Here is a 20,877-nt window from a genome sequence, read left to right as displayed (position 1 = left end):
AGTAGCCATCATAGCTAGATTTTCAAAGATTGATAGTGGTTCTGTTGATTCATTGTTTGCGTACCTTATTTGAGTAACTTAAATATAGACACAACATCATGAAAAAAACCTCTTTCTCGCTTGAGCAATATTTCAATCGAATTCATTTCCAAGGCGAAGCCAGAGCTACCATGGCGACCGTGACGGAAATGATGCGCTGCCAACTTTTTTCCGTCCCATTTGAAAATCTCGATGTGCAAGCCGGAAAAATCATTTCCCTTCATCCCAGCGATATTGTCGAAAAAATAGTGCATCGTCAGCGTGGCGGTTATTGCTATGAAGTGAATGGCTTATTTGCGATGGCATTGGACGCTTTAGAAATTCCCTATTATTTTGTAGCAGCCCGACCCATTTCGCACGGTGGTATTAAACCCAAAACCCATATGGCAATTATCGTGCTATTAAAAGGTGAAAAATGGTTGTGTGATTTGGGTTTTGGCGGCTATGGGATTCGCGCGCCACTGCGCTTGAATCTACTTGATACATCTGTCTGTCAGGACGGTGATTTATTCATGTTAAGTCTGCAAACCGAGCATGAAATGGTAGTGAAAATTCATACCGCTAACGGCTGGGACGAGCAATATGCTTTTGAACTTGCCCCGCAAATTTGGGCCGATTTTGCTGCAGCAAATTATTACAATTCAACTCACCGTGATTCCATATTTGTTAGAAAATTATTGGTGGTGTTATGCAGCCCTAATGGTCGAAAAATTTTGTTTGGGAACACATTCAAAAAACTGGAAAACGGCCAGCAAGAAAAGCAATTCCTCACAACAGAAAACCGTGCCACGATTCTGCGTGAGGAGTTTGGGCTGATTGAGTAAGCCGTTTTAATTACTTACTACTTATTGCCTAACGCTACCTGACGTATCGCTTCTAACGTCGCACCCGGCGTAATCAAATTCCCGTCATAACGTAATTCAATTAAAGCAGGTAGGCTGTTTTCACGACTGAAGGCTAACGCACGTTGTAGCGCTGGGCCGAATTCTTCCGTGTGTGTAACGACTTCACCTGAGCCGCCATAAGCGCGCGCCAAGGCCGCGAAATCGGGATTGTGCAGCTCTGTGCCGACTACGCGGTTAGGAAATTCGCGTTCTTGATGCATGCGGATGGTGCCGAACATGCCGTTGTTGAACAGGATAATCACCACGCCAGCGCGGTATTGAACGGCGGTGGCGAGTTCCTGTCCGTTCATCATGAATTCACCGTCACCGGCAAAGGTGATGACGGTGCGTTCCGGATGGGTGATTTTTGCGGCAATACCTGACGGAACGCTGTAGCCCATTGCGCCGGAAGTAGGCGCTAACTGGGTGCGCATGGCGCCGTAGCGGTAGTAACGATGTGCCCAGGTTGTGTGATTGCCAGCGCCGTTGGTGATGATGGTGTCAGCTGGCACTTGAGCGCTCATTTCTTGCACTACTTGCCACAAATTCAGCGGGTGTGTGTTGTTTTGGAAAATAGGCGATGGTGCCTGGTTGGCGATGTAGTCGGCGCGCGCTGTTTCTACGCTGGCTTGCCATGCGCTGGAATCAAGTGTTGGTAATGCTGCCAACGCTTCGGCAATTTGCGGCATGCCGCTATTGATGAGCATATCGGCTTGGTAGACGCGGCCTAGTTCTAAGGCATCGGCGTGAATGTGGATCAAACTTTGTTTTGGTACCGGCGCTTCTAAAATGCTGTAACCGCTGGTGGTCATTTCGCCTAAACGTGGGCCGATGGCGATGACTAAATCTGCCTGTTTAATCCGTTCTGCCAGTTTTGGGTTAATGCCAATGCCGACATCGCCGGCGTAATTAGGGTGCTGATTATCGAATAAATCCTGGAAGCGGAATGCGCACGAAATCGGTAGTTTTTGTTGTTCTGCAAAACGTTGCAGGTTGTCGCAAGCGGCTTTGTTCCAGCCGCCCCCACCTAGGATGACTATCGGACGTTTGGCTGCTGCCAGGCGGCTGCTTAATTCGTTCATTTGCGCGTTGCTTGGCGCGGCTTGCACGGTTTGGTAATGGCGTACTTGAGGAATCTTGTCTACTTCGACGAGCTGCGAGAGCATGTCTTCAGGCAGTGCCAATACAACTGGGCCCGGACGACCGCTAGTGGCAACCTGAAAGGCGCGAGCCACGTATTCATGCACGCGATCAGCGCGGTCAATTTGCGCGACCCATTTCGCCATCTGGCCATACATGCGGCGGTAATCAATTTCTTGAAACGCTTCACGTTCGACAAAATCATTACCGACTTGGCCGATGAATAAAATCATCGGCGTGGAATCCTGGTAAGCGGTGTGTACGCCGATAGAGGCATTGGTGGCACCGGGGCCGCGGGTTACAAAGCAAATGCCGGGTTTGCCGGTCAGTTTGCCGTAGGCCTCGGCCATAAATGCCGAACCACCTTCTTGACGGTTAATGATAAAACGGATGGGATTTTTTATATTGCTTTCATTATTTTTATGCTCATGCAATGCATCTAGTACTGGCAAATAGCTTTCGCCCGGCACGCCAAAAATAGTGTCAACACCGTGAATTTGTAAAGCATCGACGATTAACTGACCGCCAGAACGCGAAGCGGAAGATGTTGAATTTAAGGCATTAGTAGGGCTAGACATAGTGTTTTTGCTTGTAATGAAAAGACGTTACGCTACCAGAAAAGTGACTATCGATGGTAGAATCTCGCCCGAAGCAAGCCAGACAGTCGCTGGTTTTGTTGCTTTTGTTCGCAAAAGCAACGAGACGGGAGGAAGGTCCGGACTCCATAGAGCAGGGTGACGGTTAACGGCCGTCCGCTGAAAGCCGTAAGGTATAAGGTGAGGAATAGGGCCACAGAGACGAGCGTATTAAGTTACGGTGAAACGCGGTAACCTCCACTCGGAGCAATTTCAAATAGGCACGCTTTGATGCGGCTCGCGGAGCGTGCGGGTAGAAAGCTTGAGCCTTGGAGTAATTCAAGGCCTAGAGGAATGACTGTCATAACACAAGGTGGTTAGCAATAACTGCGGCGTGTCGTAACAGAATCCGGCCTATCGGCTTGCTTCACTTTTTTAATTTTAGAATTTAGAAAACATAGGCCTATGTAAAAGCCCTTGAGTTACATAGTAAGTACCTGCTTTTGCAGGGAATATTGCCTTAAAGTAATAGAATATCTGCTCCCAACAAACTCCGCAGCAACACTCCATCCTTCATGTTTTTGCCGCTTAATAATCCGCTTAAAAACCCTATAACCATGTGTATAGCTAATCCTTAACTTTCATAGTATTTGCTAAGTACTTAATTTTATGCACTATTTTAAATATTAAGTAATTTGGCAATATTCGCTAAGTCCTTGACTTCATTGTAGAAATTCGTGTTTTTAGCTTTATTTTGCTTGACCACGCCAATTGCATCATCTAAAGTGGGTGATAGTGTTAAAAAGTGTATTTAAGTGGGAGATTTATGTAAAGTTTCCATACGTCAATAAATAACTCCATCATTGCAAATAAGAGGTTTCCCGTGTTTCAAGGCGCGTCAGCACTTACTCTCGATGTGAAAGGCCGGATGACTATTCCCGCCAAGCATCGTGACGCACTTTTAATGCAGTGCGAAGGCCGCGTTACTTTAACGCGCCATCCGCACGGCTGCATTCTGCTGTTCCCGCGCCCGGTTTGGGACGCGCATCGTACCGAAATTGCTGCGTGGCCGATGTCGGCACGTGCCTGGCAACGTATATTTTTGGGTAATGCCTGTGATGTCGACATGGATGGCGCTGGCCGGATTTTGGTCGCGCCTGAATTACGTAGTGCGGTGGAGCTTGCCCGTGACGTGATGATGTTGGGCATGGGAACGCACTTTGAAGTGTGGGACGCCAAAAAATTAGCAGAGAGCGAAGCCCAAGCCGTCGCTACTGGCATGCCTGACGTGCTCAGCAATTTTTCATTCTAACGAGGGACGCATGACTACTCCCTCTACAACAATACAAACTGGCTCGTCGTCTTCAACAGAAAATTCCGAATTTGCCCACAGCACAGTGCTGCTAAATGAGGCAATTGCTGCCTTGCAGCCACTGAAAAGTGATGGCATTTATATAGACGGCACTTTTGGGCGCGGCGGCCATAGCCGATTATTACTTTCACAATTAGCACCAGGCGCGCGCCTGATCGCTTTCGATAAAGATTTGCAAGCGATAGCAAACGCCAATCAAATCACCGACCCCCGTTTCTCCATTGTGCATAACAGTTTCGCGACGATGCAGGAAGAACTGAATGCGCGCGGCGTTCATAAGGTGGATGGCGTATTGCTTGATTTAGGAATTTCATCACCACAGGTGGACGACGCAACCCGTGGCTTTAGTTTTCGCGCAGATGGTCCGCTCGATATGCGCATGGATACCACGCGCGGTATGTCGGCAGCAACCTGGTTAGATACGGCGACGGAAAAAAACATAGAGGAGGTAATACGAAATTATGGGGAAGAACGGTTTGCTTTTCAGATTGCAAAGGCGATTACTGCTCGCCGACAGCTCGCACCAATTTCAAGCACACGAGAGCTTGCCGAACTCGTGGCAGGTGCCGTCAAAACGCGTGAGAAAGGTAAGGATCCGGCCACTCGTACCTTCCAGGCTATCCGGATTTTCATCAACAAGGAACTTGAAGACCTTGAAAGCGGCTTAACCCAAGCGTTTGAATTATTAGCGACCGATGGCAAATTGGTGGCGATTAGTTTTCATTCCTTGGAAGACCGGATTGTGAAGCAATTCATGGCGTCCAAAGTGTTGCTGAAACAACCTGACCGACGCTTGCCAATACGTTCAGAAAATCTGCCGCAGCCGCAAATGAAATTGCTCGGCAGAGTCAAGCCAAGTGATGATGAGGTGGCAGCTAATCCACGTGCCCGTTCCGCCATTATGCGGGTTGCATTGCGCTTAGCTGACCCTGCCTCTGAAAGTGCAGGGAAGGCAAGATGAGCGGTCGTTTAAATGTGGTTTTGTTGTTGGCATTAATGGTTTGTGCGCTGATTTTAGTGAGAACCCAATATCAGGCTCGCCATTTATTCATTGAATTAGAACGGTCACAAACAGAAGCGCGCCAATTGGACGTGGAATGGTCGCAATTACAGCTTGATCAATCTGGTTTAGGTAAGCATGAACGTATCCAGGCAAGCGCAATTAAAGATTTAAATATGGTGCCAGTGACACCTGACCGCACGCAATACATAACTGTGGATAGCAAGCAAACACGATGACTAAAGGCCCAAATTCGCGTAACGCCAATGCTAAAGGAGTGCCGTTTTCTATGAATCCGGTGCTAGCCTTAAAGCTATCGGCCTGGCGTTCGCGTTTGGTGATGTTTGCGTTGTTTATTGGATTTGTAGCCTTGATTTGCCGCGCATTTTGGCTGCAAGCCGTGAGTACCGATTTTTTGCAAAAGCAAGGTGAATCGCGTTATGCGCGGACATTAGAGTTGCCGGCAACGCGCGGAAAAATTACCGATAGAAACGGATTGGTTCTGGCGTCCTCCGTGCCAGTCAAAGCGATCTGGGCAATTCCGGAAGATGTGCTGGCGGAACCTAAAGAAAAAATTCAACAATTGGCCGTTTTGCTGGAAATGAGCGAAGCTGATCTGCGTAAAAAATTAGATTCAGATCGCCAGTTTGTCTACCTTAAACGGCAAGTTGAGCAAGCCACCGCCGATAAAATCGTTGCACTCAATCTTAGCGGGATTCAAACGCGCAAAGAATACAAACGGTTTTACCCCGAAGGCGAAGCAATGGCGCATGTGGTTGGCTTCACCAATGTAGAAGATGCCGGTCAAGAGGGAATGGAGTTGGCGGAGCAAGCTAGCTTGGCGGGTAAGTTGGGCAGCCGCCGTGTTATTAAAGATCGCTTGGGACGTATAGTTGAAGATCTGCGCGCCGTGAATGAACCGCACGATGGAAAAGAATTGGTATTGTCGATAGACAGCAAAATTCAATATTTAGCTTATGCACAGCTCAAAGAAACAATCGAAAAATTTAAAGCCAAAGCGGGTGGCGTGGTTGTCATTGATGTTCAGACAGGTGAAATTTTAGCCCTGGCAAACCTGCCTTCTTACAATCCAAATCAACGTTCAGAATTAACCGGCGCACAGCTACGCAATAGGGTAATGACGGATGCGTATGAGCCAGGTTCGGTGATGAAGCCATTTACCGTGTCTTTAGCGTTAGAAACTAATCGGGTCACCCCTGAGACTGTTTTTCAAACTGCGGGAAGAATGACTATCGGCACAGCGACGATTGGCGATGCGCATGAAAGTGCGGCGTTGACCGTGGCGCAAATTATTGAAAAATCATCCAATATCGGCACGGCAAAAATTGCTTTGGAAATGCCTGCGCAAGAAATGTGGGAAATGTTTACCAAGGTGGGTTTTGGCCAGGCGCCAAAATTTAATTTTCCAGGAACCGCAACTGGACGCTTACGCAATTATAAAACTTGGAAGCCAATCGAACAGGCGACTATGAGCTACGGCCATGGATTGACTGCTTCTACTATTCAATTAGCACATGCGTACACAATTTTTGCTCGCGATGGCGAATTGATTCCGCTGTCCTTGCAAAAGGTCAGTCAACCTCCTGTGGGCGAACGCATTATTTCGGCAAAAACTGCACAAACCATGCGCATGATGCTGGAAACCGTAACCGGACCGGGAGGCAGTGCGATCCGTGCCAGAGTCCCTGGTTATCGTGTGGCGGGTAAAACCGGAACCGCCTATAAAGTAGAGCACGGACAATATGTGAAGAAATACATCGCCTCGTTTTGCGGCTTTGCACCAGTTTCTAACCCTCGCATTATTGTTGCCGTTATGGTGGATGAACCCGATCCATCCATCGGGCATTATGGCGGAACCGTTGCTGCACCACTGTTTTCAAGCATCACCGCCAATGCCTTACGTACTTTAAATGTGCCACCAGATACCAGTGTAACTAGCGTGCTTCCAGATAACGGTTTGGGAGACATAATGTAATGGATAATTTTCAAAAAACAATCCCAGTAGTAATGAACACAGTGCAATGGCTGCAAAATCTGGCTCCAGCAACTACGCTTAATTTAGTTTCCGATTCTCGCAAAGTGCAAGTTGGCGATGTATTTTTCGCCTATCCGGTTGGTAATGCAGATGGTCGCAATTATATACAGCAAGCCATTGCGCAAGGTGCTTGTGCGGTGGTTTATGAAGAGCTGAATTTTACTTGGGATGCCAAGTGGAATTTACCGCATTTTGCTGTGGCTAACTTGTTGTGGCAATCCGGCTTTATCGCCAGCAGCTATTTAAACCAACCAGACGCAACGTTATTTACCGTTGCTGTTACTGGCACCAATGGAAAAACTTCTTGCACTCAATGGCTGGCACGCGCCATGTCATTGTTAGGAACGCCAACGTGTGTGGTCGGAACTCTGGGTGTCGGTCTGGTTAAAAATGGAAGGGCCGGTGAATTTGATGTCACTGGTTTTACAACTCCGGATGCAATTCAATTACAGCAAAAAATAGCCACCCAGCGTGATCTGGGCGCTGCGGCAATAGCCATTGAGGCGTCAAGTATTGGGTTAGAACAAGGCCGGATGAATGGCATGCATGTGGATGTTGCGGTGTTGACAAATTTCACGCGCGACCATCTTGATTTTCACGGTGATATGGCGAGCTACGAAGCCGCTAAAACCAAGCTGTTTGAATGGTCGAATTTAACAGCAGCAGTGCTTAATTTTGACGACGCTGCCGGTTTGCGCCTGCTTCAACTATGTAAAACACGCGGTACACAGGTACTTGGTTATACCGTTGAGTCGACGGTTGATGCAGCCATTGATTTCGGTGAACAGGTTTCCGTATTAAGAGCTAGTAATTTACGTAATTATCATGGCGGCACTAGTTTCCATTTGGATTCCCCATTCGGCTCCGGTGTAATTAAAACGCAAATGATAGGCCGTTTCAATGTCAGCAACGTGCTTGCTGTATTAGCGACCCTGTTCGCTAAAGGCATAGCATGGCGCGACGCAGTTCATGCGATAGAGCAGTTAACGTCAGTCGCTGGACGGATGGAGCAATTGAGTGCGCCGGGACGTGTTTTGGTGATTATTGATTATGCACATACGCCGGATGCCTTAGAAAAAACTCTGCTTAATTTAAAAGAAGTCGCGCAACAACGGCAAGGAAAATTGTGGTGCGTATTTGGTTGTGGCGGTGATCGCGACCCGGGTAAGCGTCCTGAAATGGGCAAAATTGCTGAACTTGCCGATGAAATTATTGCGACTAGTGATAATCCGCGCAATGAAGAGCCAGAGCACATCTTGTCGCAAATTGCTGCCGGATTTACCGCCAATAGAACCCCAGTTCCAATGATGGAACCCGATCGGGCAAAAGCTATTCTGTATGCGATTAAGCATGCTGATAAAAATGATGTGGTCTTATTGGCAGGCAAAGGCCATGAGGCTTATCAGGAAATTAAAGGTAAAAAATTACCTTTTTCAGATATCGACCATGCACACATTGCACTCGCGGATTTGGCGACTAAATTTGTAAATAAGGGAGGCGCTGTATGAGAGCAAATTTAGCGCAGCTAAAAAACAGCGTAACTTGCCTTAGTCAGTTGATAGAGTCACTGGATGTCAGTTTCGACGGAGTAGTAACGGATAGTCGGAAAATTACACCTGGTTGTTTATTCGTTGCCTTGCGCGGCGAGCATTTTGATGCGCATGATTTTTTAAACGATGTGATAAAGCTTGGCGCGGCGGCCGTAGTGGCTGAGCGACTTCCAGCTAATTTTTCTTTGCCTGCATTGGTGGTTCCAGATACCCGTTTGGCTTTGGGTGAAATTGCGCACTATTGGCGTTCGCAGTTTGCGTTGCCGGTTATTGCTGTGACCGGCAGTAATGGAAAAACTACCGTTAAAGAAATGATCTCTGCCATATTGACTGCTGCATTTGGCGGCCAATTTGCATTAGCAACGCAAGGTAATTTAAACAATGACATTGGTGTTCCGCAAACGATTTTCCGTATCAATGATCAGCATCGTGCCGCGGTGATTGAACTTGGGATGAATCATCCCGGTGAAATTGCCCAGTTAGCCGCCATTGCTCAACCTACCGTTGGTTTAGTCAATAACGCACAGCGCGAGCATCAGGAATTCATGCAAAGCGTAGAAGCTGTTGCGCAAGAAAATGGCGCGGTGATTTTGAGCTTGCCGGTTGATGGCGTTGCAGTATTTCCTGCCAATGATGAGTACAGTGATTTGTGGCGTAGTTACGCAGGCAGCCGAAAAGTAATTAGCTTTGGTTTGGCTGGTCAGCACGGGACATCATCGCCTGAAATTTCTGCAACTCATCAGGCAACCGATTTTGGTAGTACGTTGCAAGTTCAAATCGGAAGTGCGCCAGTTGAAATTGAATTGGCAGCTGCTGGTTTGCATAGTGTACATAACGCATTGGCTGCTATCGCTAGTTGCCATGCAATTGGATGCAGCAATGATGCCATCGTCGCCGGTTTGCAAAGTTTCAAACCGGTTTCAGGCCGACTGCAAAAAAAGCAGGCACACAATTCAGCGGTCGTGATTGACGATACTTATAACGCTAACCCTGACTCGGTGCGTGCCGCGATTGATGTATTAGCACAAGCAACCGGACAGAAAATATTAGTGTTGGGTGATATGGGTGAAGTTGGCGTAGATGGGCCGGCTTACCATGATGAAATTGGGATGTATGCCAAGCAACAGGGCATAGATGTTTTGTATACCTTGGGTACGTTGGCTTGTCATAGCAGCGCGACGTTTGGCAACGCTGCACAGCATTTTGAAAAAATTGAAGCTCTGTTAGAAAACCTGGATACCAGTCTCACTAGTAGTTCTACCGTATTAATCAAAGGGTCGCGTTTCATGAAAATGGAACGAGTAGTGGTGCATTTATTAAATGCACAGCATTAAAACTAAATTCAAAAATAAATAAAGAAAGAATGTCTTATGTTGTTATGGTTGGCACAATATTTTCAGCAAGATATGGGCGTATTACGTGTTTTTAATTTCATCACGTTTCGCGCCGTATTTGCTACCTTAACGTCTATCACGATAGGCCTTTTGGCAGGCCCAGGTGTTATCCGTATGTTGACGCGCTTAAAAGTTGGTCAGGCGGTGCGTACTGATGGCCCGCAAACACATTTAATCAAATCCGGGACGCCAACTATGGGCGGCGTTTTGTTGTTGATTTCAATTGGTATTTCCACTTTATTGTGGGCAGATTTAAGTAATCGTTTTGTTTGGGTGGTGCTCGTTGTGACCTTGGGTTTTGGCGCGATTGGTTGGGTTGATGATTATCGCAAAGTCGTTTTTAAAGACCCAAAAGGAATGGCCTCTAAAGAGAAATATTTTTGGCAATCACTGATCGGCATCGTGGCAGCTGTGTATTTGGCCTTCTCTGTTTCAGCACCGTCCAATGGTCAGTTTTTTGATATTTTCATAAACTGGGTTCAATCCGGTTTTACGATGGACTTGCCAAACAAAGCCGATTTGATCGTACCGTTTTTTAAAACGATCAGTTATCCATTAGGCGTTTGGGGTTTTATTGCACTGACTTATTTTGTCATTGTCGGCACCAGCAATGCGGTAAATCTGACTGACGGTTTAGATGGTTTGGCCATTATGCCAACCGTCATGGTAGGAAGCGCCTTGGGCTTATTTGCCTACGTGACCGGTAATGCTAGTTATTCAAAATACTTATTGCTTCCGCATATTCCAGGTGCAGGCGAATTACTGATTTTTTGCGGCGCAATGGCCGGAGCGGGATTAGCTTTTTTATGGTTTAACGCACATCCGGCGCAAGTATTCATGGGTGACGTTGGTGCATTAGCATTAGGCGGTGCATTAGGAACGATAGCCGTGATTGTGCGTCAGGAAATTGTTTTATTCATGATGGGCGGTGTGTTTGTGGTTGAAACGATTTCCGTGATTTTGCAAGTGGGTTATTTTAAATTTACTAAAAAGAAATTTGGCACAGGAAAGCGCCTGTTTTTGATGGCGCCGTTGCACCATCATTTTGAACAAAAAGGCTGGAAAGAAACGCAGGTTGTAGTGCGGTTCTGGATTATTACCATGATGTTGGTGTTGTTGGGTTTATCAACCCTGAAGTTACGTTAAATTTAAATACGATATAAGCATGAGCTATTCGAATAAAAAAGTACTGGTATTAGGACTCGGGGAATCCGGTCTGGCTGCAGCGCATTGGCTGGTGCGTTGTGGTGCGGTACTGCGTGTTGCTGATACGCGTGAAGCACCGGAGCGGTTAGCTCAGTTAATGGACATTGCACCGCAATGTGAATTTATTAGTGGAAAATTTAGCCCAGCCTTGTTGGATGACATTGACTTCATCGTCGCGAGCCCAGGTTTGTCTGAAAATAATGAGCTCGCTGAAATAGCGCCGATAGCAGCGCAACGAGCAATTCCTGTGTGGAGCGAAATAGAAATTTTCGCGCAAAGTTTATTGCATTTGCGAGAAGCACAAAATTATCAGCCTAAAGTGTTGGCGATTACGGGTACCAATGGCAAAACCACGGTAACCAGTTTGGTTGGATTGTTAGTAGAACGTGCTGGTAAAAGTGTGCGGATTGCGGGAAATATCAGCCCGGCGGTATTGGATGTGTTACGTATCGCGTTAGATGAAAATCGCTTGCCGGAAGTATGGGTGTTGGAATTATCTAGCTTCCAATTACATAGTACCTACAGTTTGCAGGCAGATGCGGCAACGGTACTCAATCTGACGCAAGATCATCTGGATTGGCACGGCAGCATGGAAGCTTATGCTGCTGATAAAGCACGTATCTTTTCTGAGCACACCGTACAAGTTTTAAACCGCGACGACAGTGCTGTGATGGGCATGCAAACGCTGGCAACTGAGCAATTTACGTTTGGCCAATCAGCTCCAAAACGCCCAGGCGAATTTGGTTTGCACAGTGAGCACGGCATGAATTGGTTGTGTGTGGCGAATGCAGTGGAAGATGAAGCAGCGCCAACTAAGCGTAAATTAAAAAATCAGATTGCAGTCGAAGTTGAAGTGCATGTTGCACGCTTAATGCCGGCCGACGCGCTGAAAATCAGAGGTAATCATAATGCCACCAATGCGCTTGCTGCCTTGGCGTTGTGTCGTGCGATAGATTTGCCATTGGCGCCGTTGCTGCATGGCTTGCGTGAATATCAGGGTGAGCCGCATCGCGTGGAATTAATTGCCACCATTGACCAGGTCGATTATTACGATGACAGCAAAGGCACCAATGTAGGCGCGACTGTTGCGGCTATTAATGGATTAGCCAGTGCCCATTCCAAAATTTTATTAATTGCTGGTGGCGCCGGAAAAGGTCAAAACTTCACGCCATTGCATGACCCGGTAGCGAAATCAGTCGCCGCTGTATTTTTGATTGGCGAGGCTTCGGATGAAATTGCTTTGGCGCTGGATAGTAGCGGTGCCGAGTTAGTGCGTTGCGCTAGCATGGAACAAGCCGTATCTGAAGCTGCAGCAATGGCACGTTCTGGAGACATGGTTTTGCTGTCACCGGCTTGCGCAAGTTTTGACATGTTTAAAAATTACGCACATCGCGCACAAGTATTTATTGATGCAGTCAAAGAAGTTGGTTATACGCGTGGTGAGGTTGGCTTGTGAGAGTTGAATCATGAAATCAAGTCTATCCGCACTGTGGTCCTCAAAGCATAGCGGTCGTTCGCCTATGCTGGAGTACGACCAAATGTTGGTGTGGGTAACAGTTATTTTGATGTTGTTTGGAATGGTGATGGTGTATTCCGCATCCATTTCACTGCCTGATTCACCGAAGTATGCTGGCTATACCAATAATCATTTTTTGATTAGGCAGGCGTTGTTTATTTGTTTTTCTTTGATGGTGGGATATGGCGTATTCCACATCAAGCTGGAAATCTGGCAAAAGTACGCGCCGTATTTTTTTGTGATTACCTTGATATTGTTAGTTGCAGTATTAATTCCCGGCTTAGGCAAAGGGGTTAATGGTGCCAAGCGTTGGCTGTCTTTGAAAGTATTAAACGTTCAACCATCGGAATTAATGAAACTGTTTGTAGTTTTGTATGCAGCCGACTATACCGTGCGCAAACAGCAATACATGCATAAATTATCTAAAGGCTTTATGCCGATGGCGTTGGCAGTTGGTTTTGTTGGATTGCTGCTGTTGTTAGAGCCGGATTTAGGTGCGTTTGGCGTGATCGTTTGTATCGCAATGGGGATATTGTTTTTAGGCGGTATCAACGGAATTTGGTTCGGTGGTATTGCGACTCTGTTAGTCGGTATTTTTAGTCTGGTGATTGTGCTCTCGCCTTGGCGGCGTGAACGGATTTTTGCTTATCTCAATCCGTGGCAGGAAGACAATGCACTGGGCAAGGCGTATCAGTTATCGCATTCATTGATTGCCTTTGGGCGCGGCGAAATCTTCGGCGTAGGATTAGGCGGCAGCGTTGAAAAACTGCATTACTTACCTGAAGCGCATACCGATTTTTTGTTGGCGGTAATTGGCGAGGAACTAGGATTTGTTGGCGTTATCGTCGTGGTGTATTTATTTTACTGGCTAGTAAAACGAGCGTTTGATATTGGACGCCAGGCGATTGCGTTAGATTTAACTTTTGCCGGCTTAACCGCTAAAGGCATCGGAATTTGGATAGGCGTGCAAGCGTTTATTAATATGGGCGTGAATATGGGTTTGTTGCCAACCAAAGGACTTACTTTGCCGTTAATGAGTTACGGCGGTTCAGGCGTGTTAATTAATTGTGTTGGATTGGCGATTTTGTTACGTATTGATTATGAAAATCGGGCGTTAATGCGCGGAGGTCGCGGCGTATGAATATGGCGACTAAAGCTAAACGCATCATGATTATGGCGGCAGGGACTGGCGGGCATATTTTCCCCGGGCTGGCAATTGCAAAAACCTTGCAAGAACGCGGTTGGGAAGTAAGCTGGTTAGGTACGGCACACGGAATGGAAGGCGAGATTGTTGCTAAAAATAATATCGCGATGGATGTGTTGGATTTTGCGGGCATGCGCGGCAAGGGATGGCGTCATAGCTTAACTGGCGCAGTGAAATTGGTGGCTAGTTTTTTGCGCTGTTTCCAGTTTTTAGGGCAGCGCAAGCCTGATGTGGTTTTGGGTATGGGCGGTTATGTGACCGTGCCGGGCGGATTAATGGCCAAGTTACGTGGCATACCTTTGGTGTTGGTGAATGCTGATGCGGCGCTTTTGTTATCGAATAAATTTTTAGCCCGATTTTCACAACGGGTTTTGTTTGGATTTCCGGCTGATTTCGGTGTGGCAGCTTCTATTGCGCAAGTAACCGGTAATCCGGTACGCAGTGAAATTTGTACATTGCCAATTCCAACAGTACGGTTTTTTGGACGCAGTGGACCATTGAATATATTAGTCGTCGGTGGAAGTTTAGGCGCTAAAATTTTGAATGAAACATTGCCAGCAGCATTAGCCTTATTGCCGACAGAATTGCGCCCGAACGTTACGCATCAATCAGGCAAGGCGAATATAGCCGCGTTGCAAGCAGCTTATGAAAAAGCGCAAGTGCAGGCAAAAGTGGTCGCATTTATTGATGATATGACGAGCGAATACGCCAGCGCAGATTTGGTTATTTGTCGGGCCGGGGCAATTACCGTGTCGGAGTTAACGGCCGCTGGTGTGGCAAGTGTGTTGGTGCCATTGATGGCTTCTTCTACTACGCACCAAAGTAATAATGCTAGCTGGATGGCGGAACAACAAGCGGCGTTGCATTTGCCGCAAAAAGAAATGACAGCAGAAAAATTAGCGCAATTGTTGAAAACAATGACGCGCGCGGATTGCCAGGTATTGGCAGAAGCGGCTTATAAAATCGGACAGCGGCAAGCGAATAATAAAATTGCCGATGTGTTGGAAGAATTGATCGGAAAGCGGTCAGGGAAGCAATCATGAAACATAAAGTAAAACATCTGCATTTTGTTGGTATCGGTGGCTCAGGTATGAGCGGAATTGCTGAGGTCTTGATGAACCTTGGCTATGCCGTGTCGGGATCGGATTTGGCAAGTAATGCAGCTTCTCAGCGCTTAGCTAAATTGGGCGCCAAAATCATGTTGGGCCATGACGCGAAAAATATTATCGGTGCTGACGCGGTCGTCACTTCAACCGCAGTGAAATCGGATAACGCTGAAGTTCTTGCTGCACGCGCCGCGCATGTACCTATCGTGCCACGTGCCATGATGCTGGCGGAATTGATGCGCTTAAAAAGAGGTATTGCGATTGCCGGTACGCATGGCAAAACCACGACCACGAGTTTAGTCGCAAGCGTGTTGGCACAAGGCGGATTAGATCCTACCTTTGTCATCGGCGGCTTATTAAATAGTGCCGGTGCCAATGCGAAATTGGGTAGTGGTGATTTTATTGTGGCAGAAGCCGATGAATCGGATGCGTCATTTTTAAATCTGTCACCAGTTATCTCGGTGATTACCAATATTGACGCCGACCATATGGAAACCTATGGTCATGATTTTGCCAAGCTCAAACAGGCATTTATTGAGTTTACTCAGCGCCTGCCGTTTTATGGTGTTGCGGTGCTGTGTTTGGACGATGCCAATGTCCGTGAAATCATGCCGTTTATTTCTAAGCCAATTTCTACTTATGGTTTTCATGCTGAAGCCGATGTGCGTGCAGTGAATGCCGTGGCGGTTGCCGGAAAAATGCAATTTACGGTAATACAAAAAGATTATCCGGACATGCAAATCAGCTTGAATCAACCTGGTATGCATAATGTGCAAAATGCCTGCGCTGCGATAGCGATTGCCCGTGAATTAAGTGTTTCAAACGAGGATATTCAAACAGCACTGAATGACTTTAATGGTGTTGGACGTCGCTTCACACGTTACGGTGAAATTGCATTGCCAGCGCAAGCAGGTATGCCAGTTGGTCGCTTTGCTTTGGTGGATGATTATGGACACCATCCGGTCGAAATGGCGGCAACCTTGTCGGCGGCGCGCGGTGCATATCCTGGGCGTAGATTAGTGCTGGCGTTTCAGCCGCATCGTTATACGCGTACCCGTGATTTATTTGAAGATTTCGTTAAAGTCATGTCGAGTGCTGACGTAGTTGTGTTAGCTGAAGTCTATGCAGCCGGTGAACCGCCAATCGTCGCGGCGGATGGTCGTAGCCTGTCACGCGCTTTGCGCGTATTAGGTCAGGTTGATCCGGTTTTTGTTGAAAACATTACTGATTTTGCGTCTACCTTATTAGGTATTTTGAAAGATGGCGACGTGGTAATTACGATGGGTGCTGGGTCGATTAATGGCGTGCCGGCACAATTGGTAAATTCTCAGGATCAAATAGCGATTCAGATTGAAGCTAATTCTGCAGCGACTAAAATTGAACAAGCAAGTGAATAAGTAAGTGAATAAGGAAATGGCGGACACAATGACAAACGTAACTATAAACAGCGCAGTGCAAGAATTAGGCAAAGTCGGCGTGCTATTTGGCGGACGCTCAGCGGAACGTGAAGTGTCTATCATGTCTGGCACCGGTGTTTTATCTGCATTGCAAAGCCTCGGTGTTGATGCGCACGCGTTTGATCCTGGCGTGCAAAGCTTGGCCGAACTAGCCGAGCAAAAATTTGACCGGGTATTTATCGCATTGCATGGTCGTTATGGTGAAGATGGCACTTTGCAAGGTGCATTAGAACAATTGGGAATTCCCTACACAGGTTCTGGCGTATTGGCCTCTGCACTGGCGATGGATAAAGCCATGACTAAACGCATCTGGCTAGCTAGTGGCTTATCAACGCCTAAATTCGCCATGTTGTCGGGCGCCAGTGATTGGGCAGCGATTGCGCAGTATTTGGAGTTGCCGTTAATCGTTAAACCTGCACATGAAGGTTCAACGATGGGCTTAACTAAAGTCACCGAAGTGAGCCAATTGCCTGCAGCGTATGCGCTGGCGGCGCGCTTTGATAGTGCAGTGATTGCCGAACAATTTATTGAAGGTATCGAACTGACTTGCGCCATTTTGGGTAAAGATGAATCTGCGCATGCATTGCCGCTGATTCGTATTGCTGCACCTGACGCGAATTATGATTATCAGAATAAATATTTCACCGACGATACCCAATATTTTTGTCCGTCTGGATTGCCGGAAGAACAGGCTCGCGCCATTCAGGAAATGATGGTTGCTTCGTATAAGGTGCTTGGTTGTCGTGGTTGGGGGCGAGGTGATGTGATGGTGCGCGCCTCAGATAATAAAGCGTTTTTGCTGGAAATGAATACTTCCCCTGGCATGACGGGACATTCTTTGGTGCCGATGGCAGCCAGAGTAGCAGGATTGGGCTACGCCGAGTTATGCCTTGAAATTTTAAAGATGGCGGAACTTGATTTACATGTATCAGCTGATTGGAAGCCATAGATTCCATGTTAGTTCTACATTAAAAAGATAGAGAAGAGCGCGCACGCATGTGGCAAGACATTAAATTATTAAATGCAACGGCAAATGTTTTATTTGGTGCGTGTGCCTTATTGTTATTGTTGTCCGGTATATGGGTTGTGATGCATCGCCCGATGTTTACGTTGAACGTGATTCAGGTTGAAGGGCAAGACAATACTGTTTTAAAGCATGTGAATTCAGAAATTATTCGCAGCACAGCGCTACCTCGAATTAAAGGGAATTTTTTTACCACCAATTTAGACACGGTACGAAGTTCATTTGAACAGGTGCCTTGGGTGAGAAAAGCTTCTGTGCGACGCGAATGGCCTGATAAATTGATCGTTACTCTGGAAGAGCATATGCCGCTCGGCACTTGGGGAGAAGATGGGCAATTACTGTCGGTAAAAGGTGAAATATTTACCGCCAATCTGGCTGAAGCGGAAGAAGATACCAAGTTGCTGGAATTTAGTGGCCCGGTAGGTAGTGAGAAAGACGTGTTGGCGCATTATCTGGAATTTAAAGAATGGTTTAAAGCGATTGAATTAACTCCGTTAGCAGTCGCATATAGCAAGCGTTATGCATGGTTGATTAAGTTGGACAATGGTGTGGCAGTGCAGTTAGGGCGTGAAGAAAACAGTGCGGTATTGAAGGAAAGAGTGTCTCGGTTATTACACGTATATCCGGAATTAACCAACCGCTTGCAAGGAAAAATTGAGAGCGTGGACCTGCGCTATCCAAATGGTTTTGCATTAAAAAACCTGGGGCAGGAATTGAGCGTTGTTGGAAAAAAGAAGAAGCAATGATATGACAAAAGATGCAAAAAATTTGATCGTTGGTTTAGATATCGGAACCTCTAAAGTGGTTGCCGTTGTGGCTGAAGTGATGCCAGACGGAAGGCATGAAGTGATCGGTCTTGGGCAGCATGAATCCAAAGGTCTGAAAAAAGGCGTGGTTGTTAATATTGAAGCTACTGTTGAATCTATTCAGCGCGCTCTTGAAGAAGCCGAATTAATGGCCGACTGCAAAATTAGAAATGTGTATACCGGCATTGCGGGAAGCCATATTCGCAGCATTAATTCACGCGGCATGGTGGCGATTAAAGATAAAGAGGTGACCGCTGCGGATGTGTCACGTGTAATAGAAACCGCTAAAGCGATTAATATCTCCACCGATCAGCAATTGCTGCACACCGTACCGCAAGAATTTATTGTTGATAATCAGGACGATGTGCGAGAACCGATCGGTATGAGCGGAATCCGTTTGGAAGTCAAAGTACACATCGTGACCGGCTCGGTATCGGCGGTACAAAATATTGTGAAATGCGTGCGTCGTTGCGGTTTGGAAGTAGCCGATTTAATTCTGCAACCGATGGCATCGGCAGATGCGGTGCTGACCTTGGATGAAAAAGAATTAGGCGTAGTGTTGATTGATATCGGTGGCGGCACGACCGACGTTGCGGTGTTTAGCGAAGGTGCGATCCGTCACACCGTCACGATACCGATTGCCGGCGACCAGATCACCAATGACATCGCCATGGCGATACGCACGCCAACCGCCGAAGCGGAAGAGATAAAAATTCGTTTTGGTGTCGCCAAACAAACGTTGGCTGATCCTGCGCAAACGCTGGAAGTGCCTGGTCTTGGTGACCGCGAGCCGCGCTCCATGTCGCGCCAGGCGTTGGCTGCAGTGATTGAGCCGCGAGTAGAAGAATTATTCGCTTTTGTGCATCAGGTAATTCGTGAATCAGGCTATGAAGATGTATTGTCTTCCGGCGTGGTGTTGACCGGTGGTAGTAGCATGATGCCGGGCATGGTTGAGATGGCGGAAGATATCTTTTTGAAGCCGACTCGTATCGGCATGCCGGAATATCAGGGACAGTTATCCGACGTGGTTCGTAGCCCGCGTTATTCGACAGTGTTAGGGTTGTTGTTGGAAGCAAAGAAGCAGTATTTACGCGGGCATTTAGTGTCGCGTCAAGAAGGTTCAGCAAAGGCAGTTTGGCAGCGCATGAAAGAGTGGTTTTTTGGGACTTTTTAACTATTTCTTACAGAAAATTTACTGTAAAAATGGAGTGATCAATTTATAATGTTGTGCACAATGCAGTGTTTAGTCGTTAGTCGTGACAATGTGAAGTAATGTGATGATTAATGACTAGGAACTGCCAACCTGGAGGAACATGCAATGGAATTTGAAATGATAGATAATGCTACGCAAGGTACCATCATTAAAGTGGTGGGTGTTGGCGGTGCTGGCGGAAATGCAGTTCAGCACATGATTAACAAAGGTGTGAGCGGCGTTGAGTTTATTGCCGCAAATACCGATGCACAGGCGCTGGCTCATTCTAATGCGCACAACGTTATCCAAATTGGTGAAACCGGTTTGGGTGCTGGCATGAAACCTGAGGTTGGTCGTCAGTTAGCTGAAGAATCAAAAGCACGTATTGAAGATGCATTGCGCGGCGCGCACATGGTATTTATTGCTGCAGGTATGGGCGGCGGTACTGGTACTGGCGCTGCACCGATCGTTGCGAAAATCGCTAAAGAACAAGGCGCGTTAACCGTGGCCGTGGTTTCTAAGCCATTCTCTTACGAAGGCCAAAAATGCATGGACATCGCCGATGCCGGTTTGGAAGCATTGTCTGAGCATGTCGATTCCCTGATTATCATTTTGAATGAAAAGCTCGAAGAAATTTACGAAGATGGCACGATGCTGGAGTGGATGCAGCATGCGGATGATGTCTTAAATAACGCCGTTGCCGGTATCGCTGAAATCATTAATGTTCCAGGCCATATCAACGTCGATTTCAATGACGTAAAAACCATCATGAGCGAGCAAGGTAAAGCCATGATGGGAACCGCAACTGCTTCCGGTATTGATCGTGCGCGTATCGCGGCGGAACAAGCCGTTGCTTCACCGCTGTTGGATGGCATTGATTTATCCGGCGCGCGTGGTGTGTTAGTGAATGTCACTGCAAGTCGCAGCTTAAAAGGTAAAGAAATCCGTGAAGTGATGGCTGCGGTGCGTGCGTTTGCTGCACCTGACGCGTCGATTGCACAAGGTATTGCGTACGACGATAACATGGGCGACAACATTCGCGTAACAGTAGTGGCTACTGGTTTGGGTCGTAGTAAAAAATCTATCCAGTTGGTTCAACAAGCACCAATGCTGCGCACTGGTACGAATAATGAACCTGTGATGTCCGGTAATATTAATGTTGGACATGTTGCTCATGGTGCGCAAGGCGGAACTACCCAAACGACCAGCGGTTCTATGCATGGTTTTGATAGTCCAAAAGGTCCTGCTGTCTGGCGTCGTGAATCTGCTTCTGAAACAGTACGTGCGTTAGAGAAAAACGGAATGGAAACTTACGATATTCCGGCATTTTTACGTAAGCAAGCTGACTAAGCAAAT

The 20,877-nt window shown here is 47.0% G+C and carries 17 protein-coding genes and 1 other RNA gene; 17 read left to right on the top strand and 1 reads right to left on the bottom strand.

The annotated features are described in order from the left end of the window. Nucleotides 1–98 precede the first annotated feature (98 nt). Complete coding sequence (locus S2091_RS02055; RefSeq protein ID WP_105530092.1) at nt 99–863, top strand: arylamine N-acetyltransferase family protein; 765 nt, start codon at nt 99–101, stop codon at nt 861–863. Between the two features lie 17 nt (nt 864–880). Here S2091_RS02055 and S2091_RS02050 read toward each other — a convergent pair whose 3' ends face one another. Then, nucleotides 881–2,641, bottom strand: a complete 1,761-nt coding sequence (locus S2091_RS02050; RefSeq protein WP_105530091.1) for a thiamine pyrophosphate-binding protein — start codon at nt 2,639–2,641, stop codon at nt 881–883. Between the two features lie 70 nt (nt 2,642–2,711). On the opposite strand from S2091_RS02050, the gene rnpB reads away from it, so the two are divergent. The 16 genes from rnpB (at nt 2,712) to ftsZ (ending at nt 20,871) form a co-directional block, all read left to right on the top strand. Continuing rightward, an RNA gene (gene rnpB, locus S2091_RS02045) (RNase P RNA component class A) lies at nt 2,712–3,071 on the top strand. 450 nt (nt 3,072–3,521) lie between these two features. Next, on the top strand, nt 3,522–3,950 hold the full coding sequence (locus S2091_RS02040) for a division/cell wall cluster transcriptional repressor MraZ (protein ID WP_105530090.1): 429 nt from the start codon (nt 3,522–3,524) through the stop codon (nt 3,948–3,950). A gap of 10 nt (nt 3,951–3,960) precedes the next feature. After that, nucleotides 3,961–4,971 (top strand): 16S rRNA (cytosine(1402)-N(4))-methyltransferase RsmH, encoded by a 1,011-nt coding sequence (gene rsmH, locus S2091_RS02035; RefSeq protein WP_105530089.1) that lies wholly within the window; start codon nt 3,961–3,963, stop codon nt 4,969–4,971. After that, a complete protein-coding gene (ftsL, locus tag S2091_RS02030; RefSeq protein WP_105530088.1) occupies nt 4,968–5,249 on the top strand; it encodes a cell division protein FtsL in 282 nt (93 codons plus the stop codon). Before rsmH ends, ftsL begins: the two co-directional genes overlap by 4 nt. Continuing rightward, nucleotides 5,246–7,006 carry a peptidoglycan D,D-transpeptidase FtsI family protein gene (locus tag S2091_RS02025; protein ID WP_105530087.1) on the top strand — a complete coding sequence of 587 codons (1,761 nt, stop codon included), beginning with the start codon at nt 5,246–5,248 and terminating at the stop codon, nt 7,004–7,006. The genes ftsL and S2091_RS02025 overlap by 4 nt, the downstream gene beginning before the upstream one ends. Further along, complete coding sequence (locus tag S2091_RS02020; protein ID WP_105530086.1) at nt 7,006–8,574, top strand: UDP-N-acetylmuramoyl-L-alanyl-D-glutamate--2,6-diaminopimelate ligase; 1,569 nt, start codon at nt 7,006–7,008, stop codon at nt 8,572–8,574. Before S2091_RS02025 ends, S2091_RS02020 begins: the two co-directional genes overlap by 1 nt. After that, nucleotides 8,571–9,950 carry a UDP-N-acetylmuramoyl-tripeptide--D-alanyl-D-alanine ligase gene (locus tag S2091_RS02015; RefSeq protein WP_105530085.1) on the top strand — a complete coding sequence of 460 codons (1,380 nt, stop codon included), beginning with the start codon at nt 8,571–8,573 and terminating at the stop codon, nt 9,948–9,950. The genes S2091_RS02020 and S2091_RS02015 overlap by 4 nt, the downstream gene beginning before the upstream one ends. 36 nt (nt 9,951–9,986) lie before the next feature. After that, nucleotides 9,987–11,156, top strand: coding sequence for a phospho-N-acetylmuramoyl-pentapeptide-transferase (mraY, locus tag S2091_RS02010; protein ID WP_105530084.1), 1,170 nt, complete (start codon nt 9,987–9,989; stop codon nt 11,154–11,156). A 19-nt stretch (nt 11,157–11,175) separates the two neighbouring features. Next, nucleotides 11,176–12,672, top strand: a complete 1,497-nt coding sequence (murD, locus tag S2091_RS02005; protein ID WP_105530083.1) for a UDP-N-acetylmuramoyl-L-alanine--D-glutamate ligase — start codon at nt 11,176–11,178, stop codon at nt 12,670–12,672. Between the two features lie 10 nt (nt 12,673–12,682). Further along, nucleotides 12,683–13,873: a putative lipid II flippase FtsW gene (gene ftsW, locus S2091_RS02000; protein ID WP_105530082.1), complete on the top strand. Its 1,191-nt coding sequence runs from the start codon at nt 12,683–12,685 to the stop codon at nt 13,871–13,873. Beyond that, nucleotides 13,870–14,979, top strand: a complete 1,110-nt coding sequence (gene murG, locus S2091_RS01995) for an undecaprenyldiphospho-muramoylpentapeptide beta-N-acetylglucosaminyltransferase (RefSeq protein ID WP_243405280.1) — start codon at nt 13,870–13,872, stop codon at nt 14,977–14,979. The genes ftsW and murG overlap by 4 nt, the downstream gene beginning before the upstream one ends. Further along, complete coding sequence (murC, locus tag S2091_RS01990) at nt 14,976–16,439, top strand: UDP-N-acetylmuramate--L-alanine ligase (RefSeq protein WP_105530080.1); 1,464 nt, start codon at nt 14,976–14,978, stop codon at nt 16,437–16,439. Before murG ends, murC begins: the two co-directional genes overlap by 4 nt. Before the next feature lie 28 nt (nt 16,440–16,467). Beyond that, a complete protein-coding gene (locus tag S2091_RS01985; protein WP_105530079.1) occupies nt 16,468–17,448 on the top strand; it encodes a D-alanine--D-alanine ligase in 981 nt (326 codons plus the stop codon). 47 nt (nt 17,449–17,495) lie between these two features. Next, entirely contained in the window at nt 17,496–18,269 is a 774-nt protein-coding gene (locus S2091_RS01980; protein ID WP_105530078.1) for a cell division protein FtsQ/DivIB, read from the top strand. A gap of 1 nt (nt 18,270) precedes the next feature. Beyond that, nucleotides 18,271–19,503 (top strand): cell division protein FtsA, encoded by a 1,233-nt coding sequence (gene ftsA / locus S2091_RS01975; RefSeq protein WP_105530077.1) that lies wholly within the window; start codon nt 18,271–18,273, stop codon nt 19,501–19,503. 144 nt (nt 19,504–19,647) lie between these two features. Next, nucleotides 19,648–20,871 (top strand): cell division protein FtsZ, encoded by a 1,224-nt coding sequence (gene ftsZ / locus S2091_RS01970; RefSeq protein WP_105530076.1) that lies wholly within the window; start codon nt 19,648–19,650, stop codon nt 20,869–20,871. The last annotated feature ends 6 nt before the right edge of the window (nt 20,872–20,877 follow it).

The organism is Solimicrobium silvestre (assembly GCF_002976435.1).
Taxonomy (GTDB): domain Bacteria; phylum Pseudomonadota; class Gammaproteobacteria; order Burkholderiales; family Burkholderiaceae_D; genus Solimicrobium; species Solimicrobium silvestre.
This window is presented reverse-complemented; position numbering and strand designations above follow the sequence as displayed.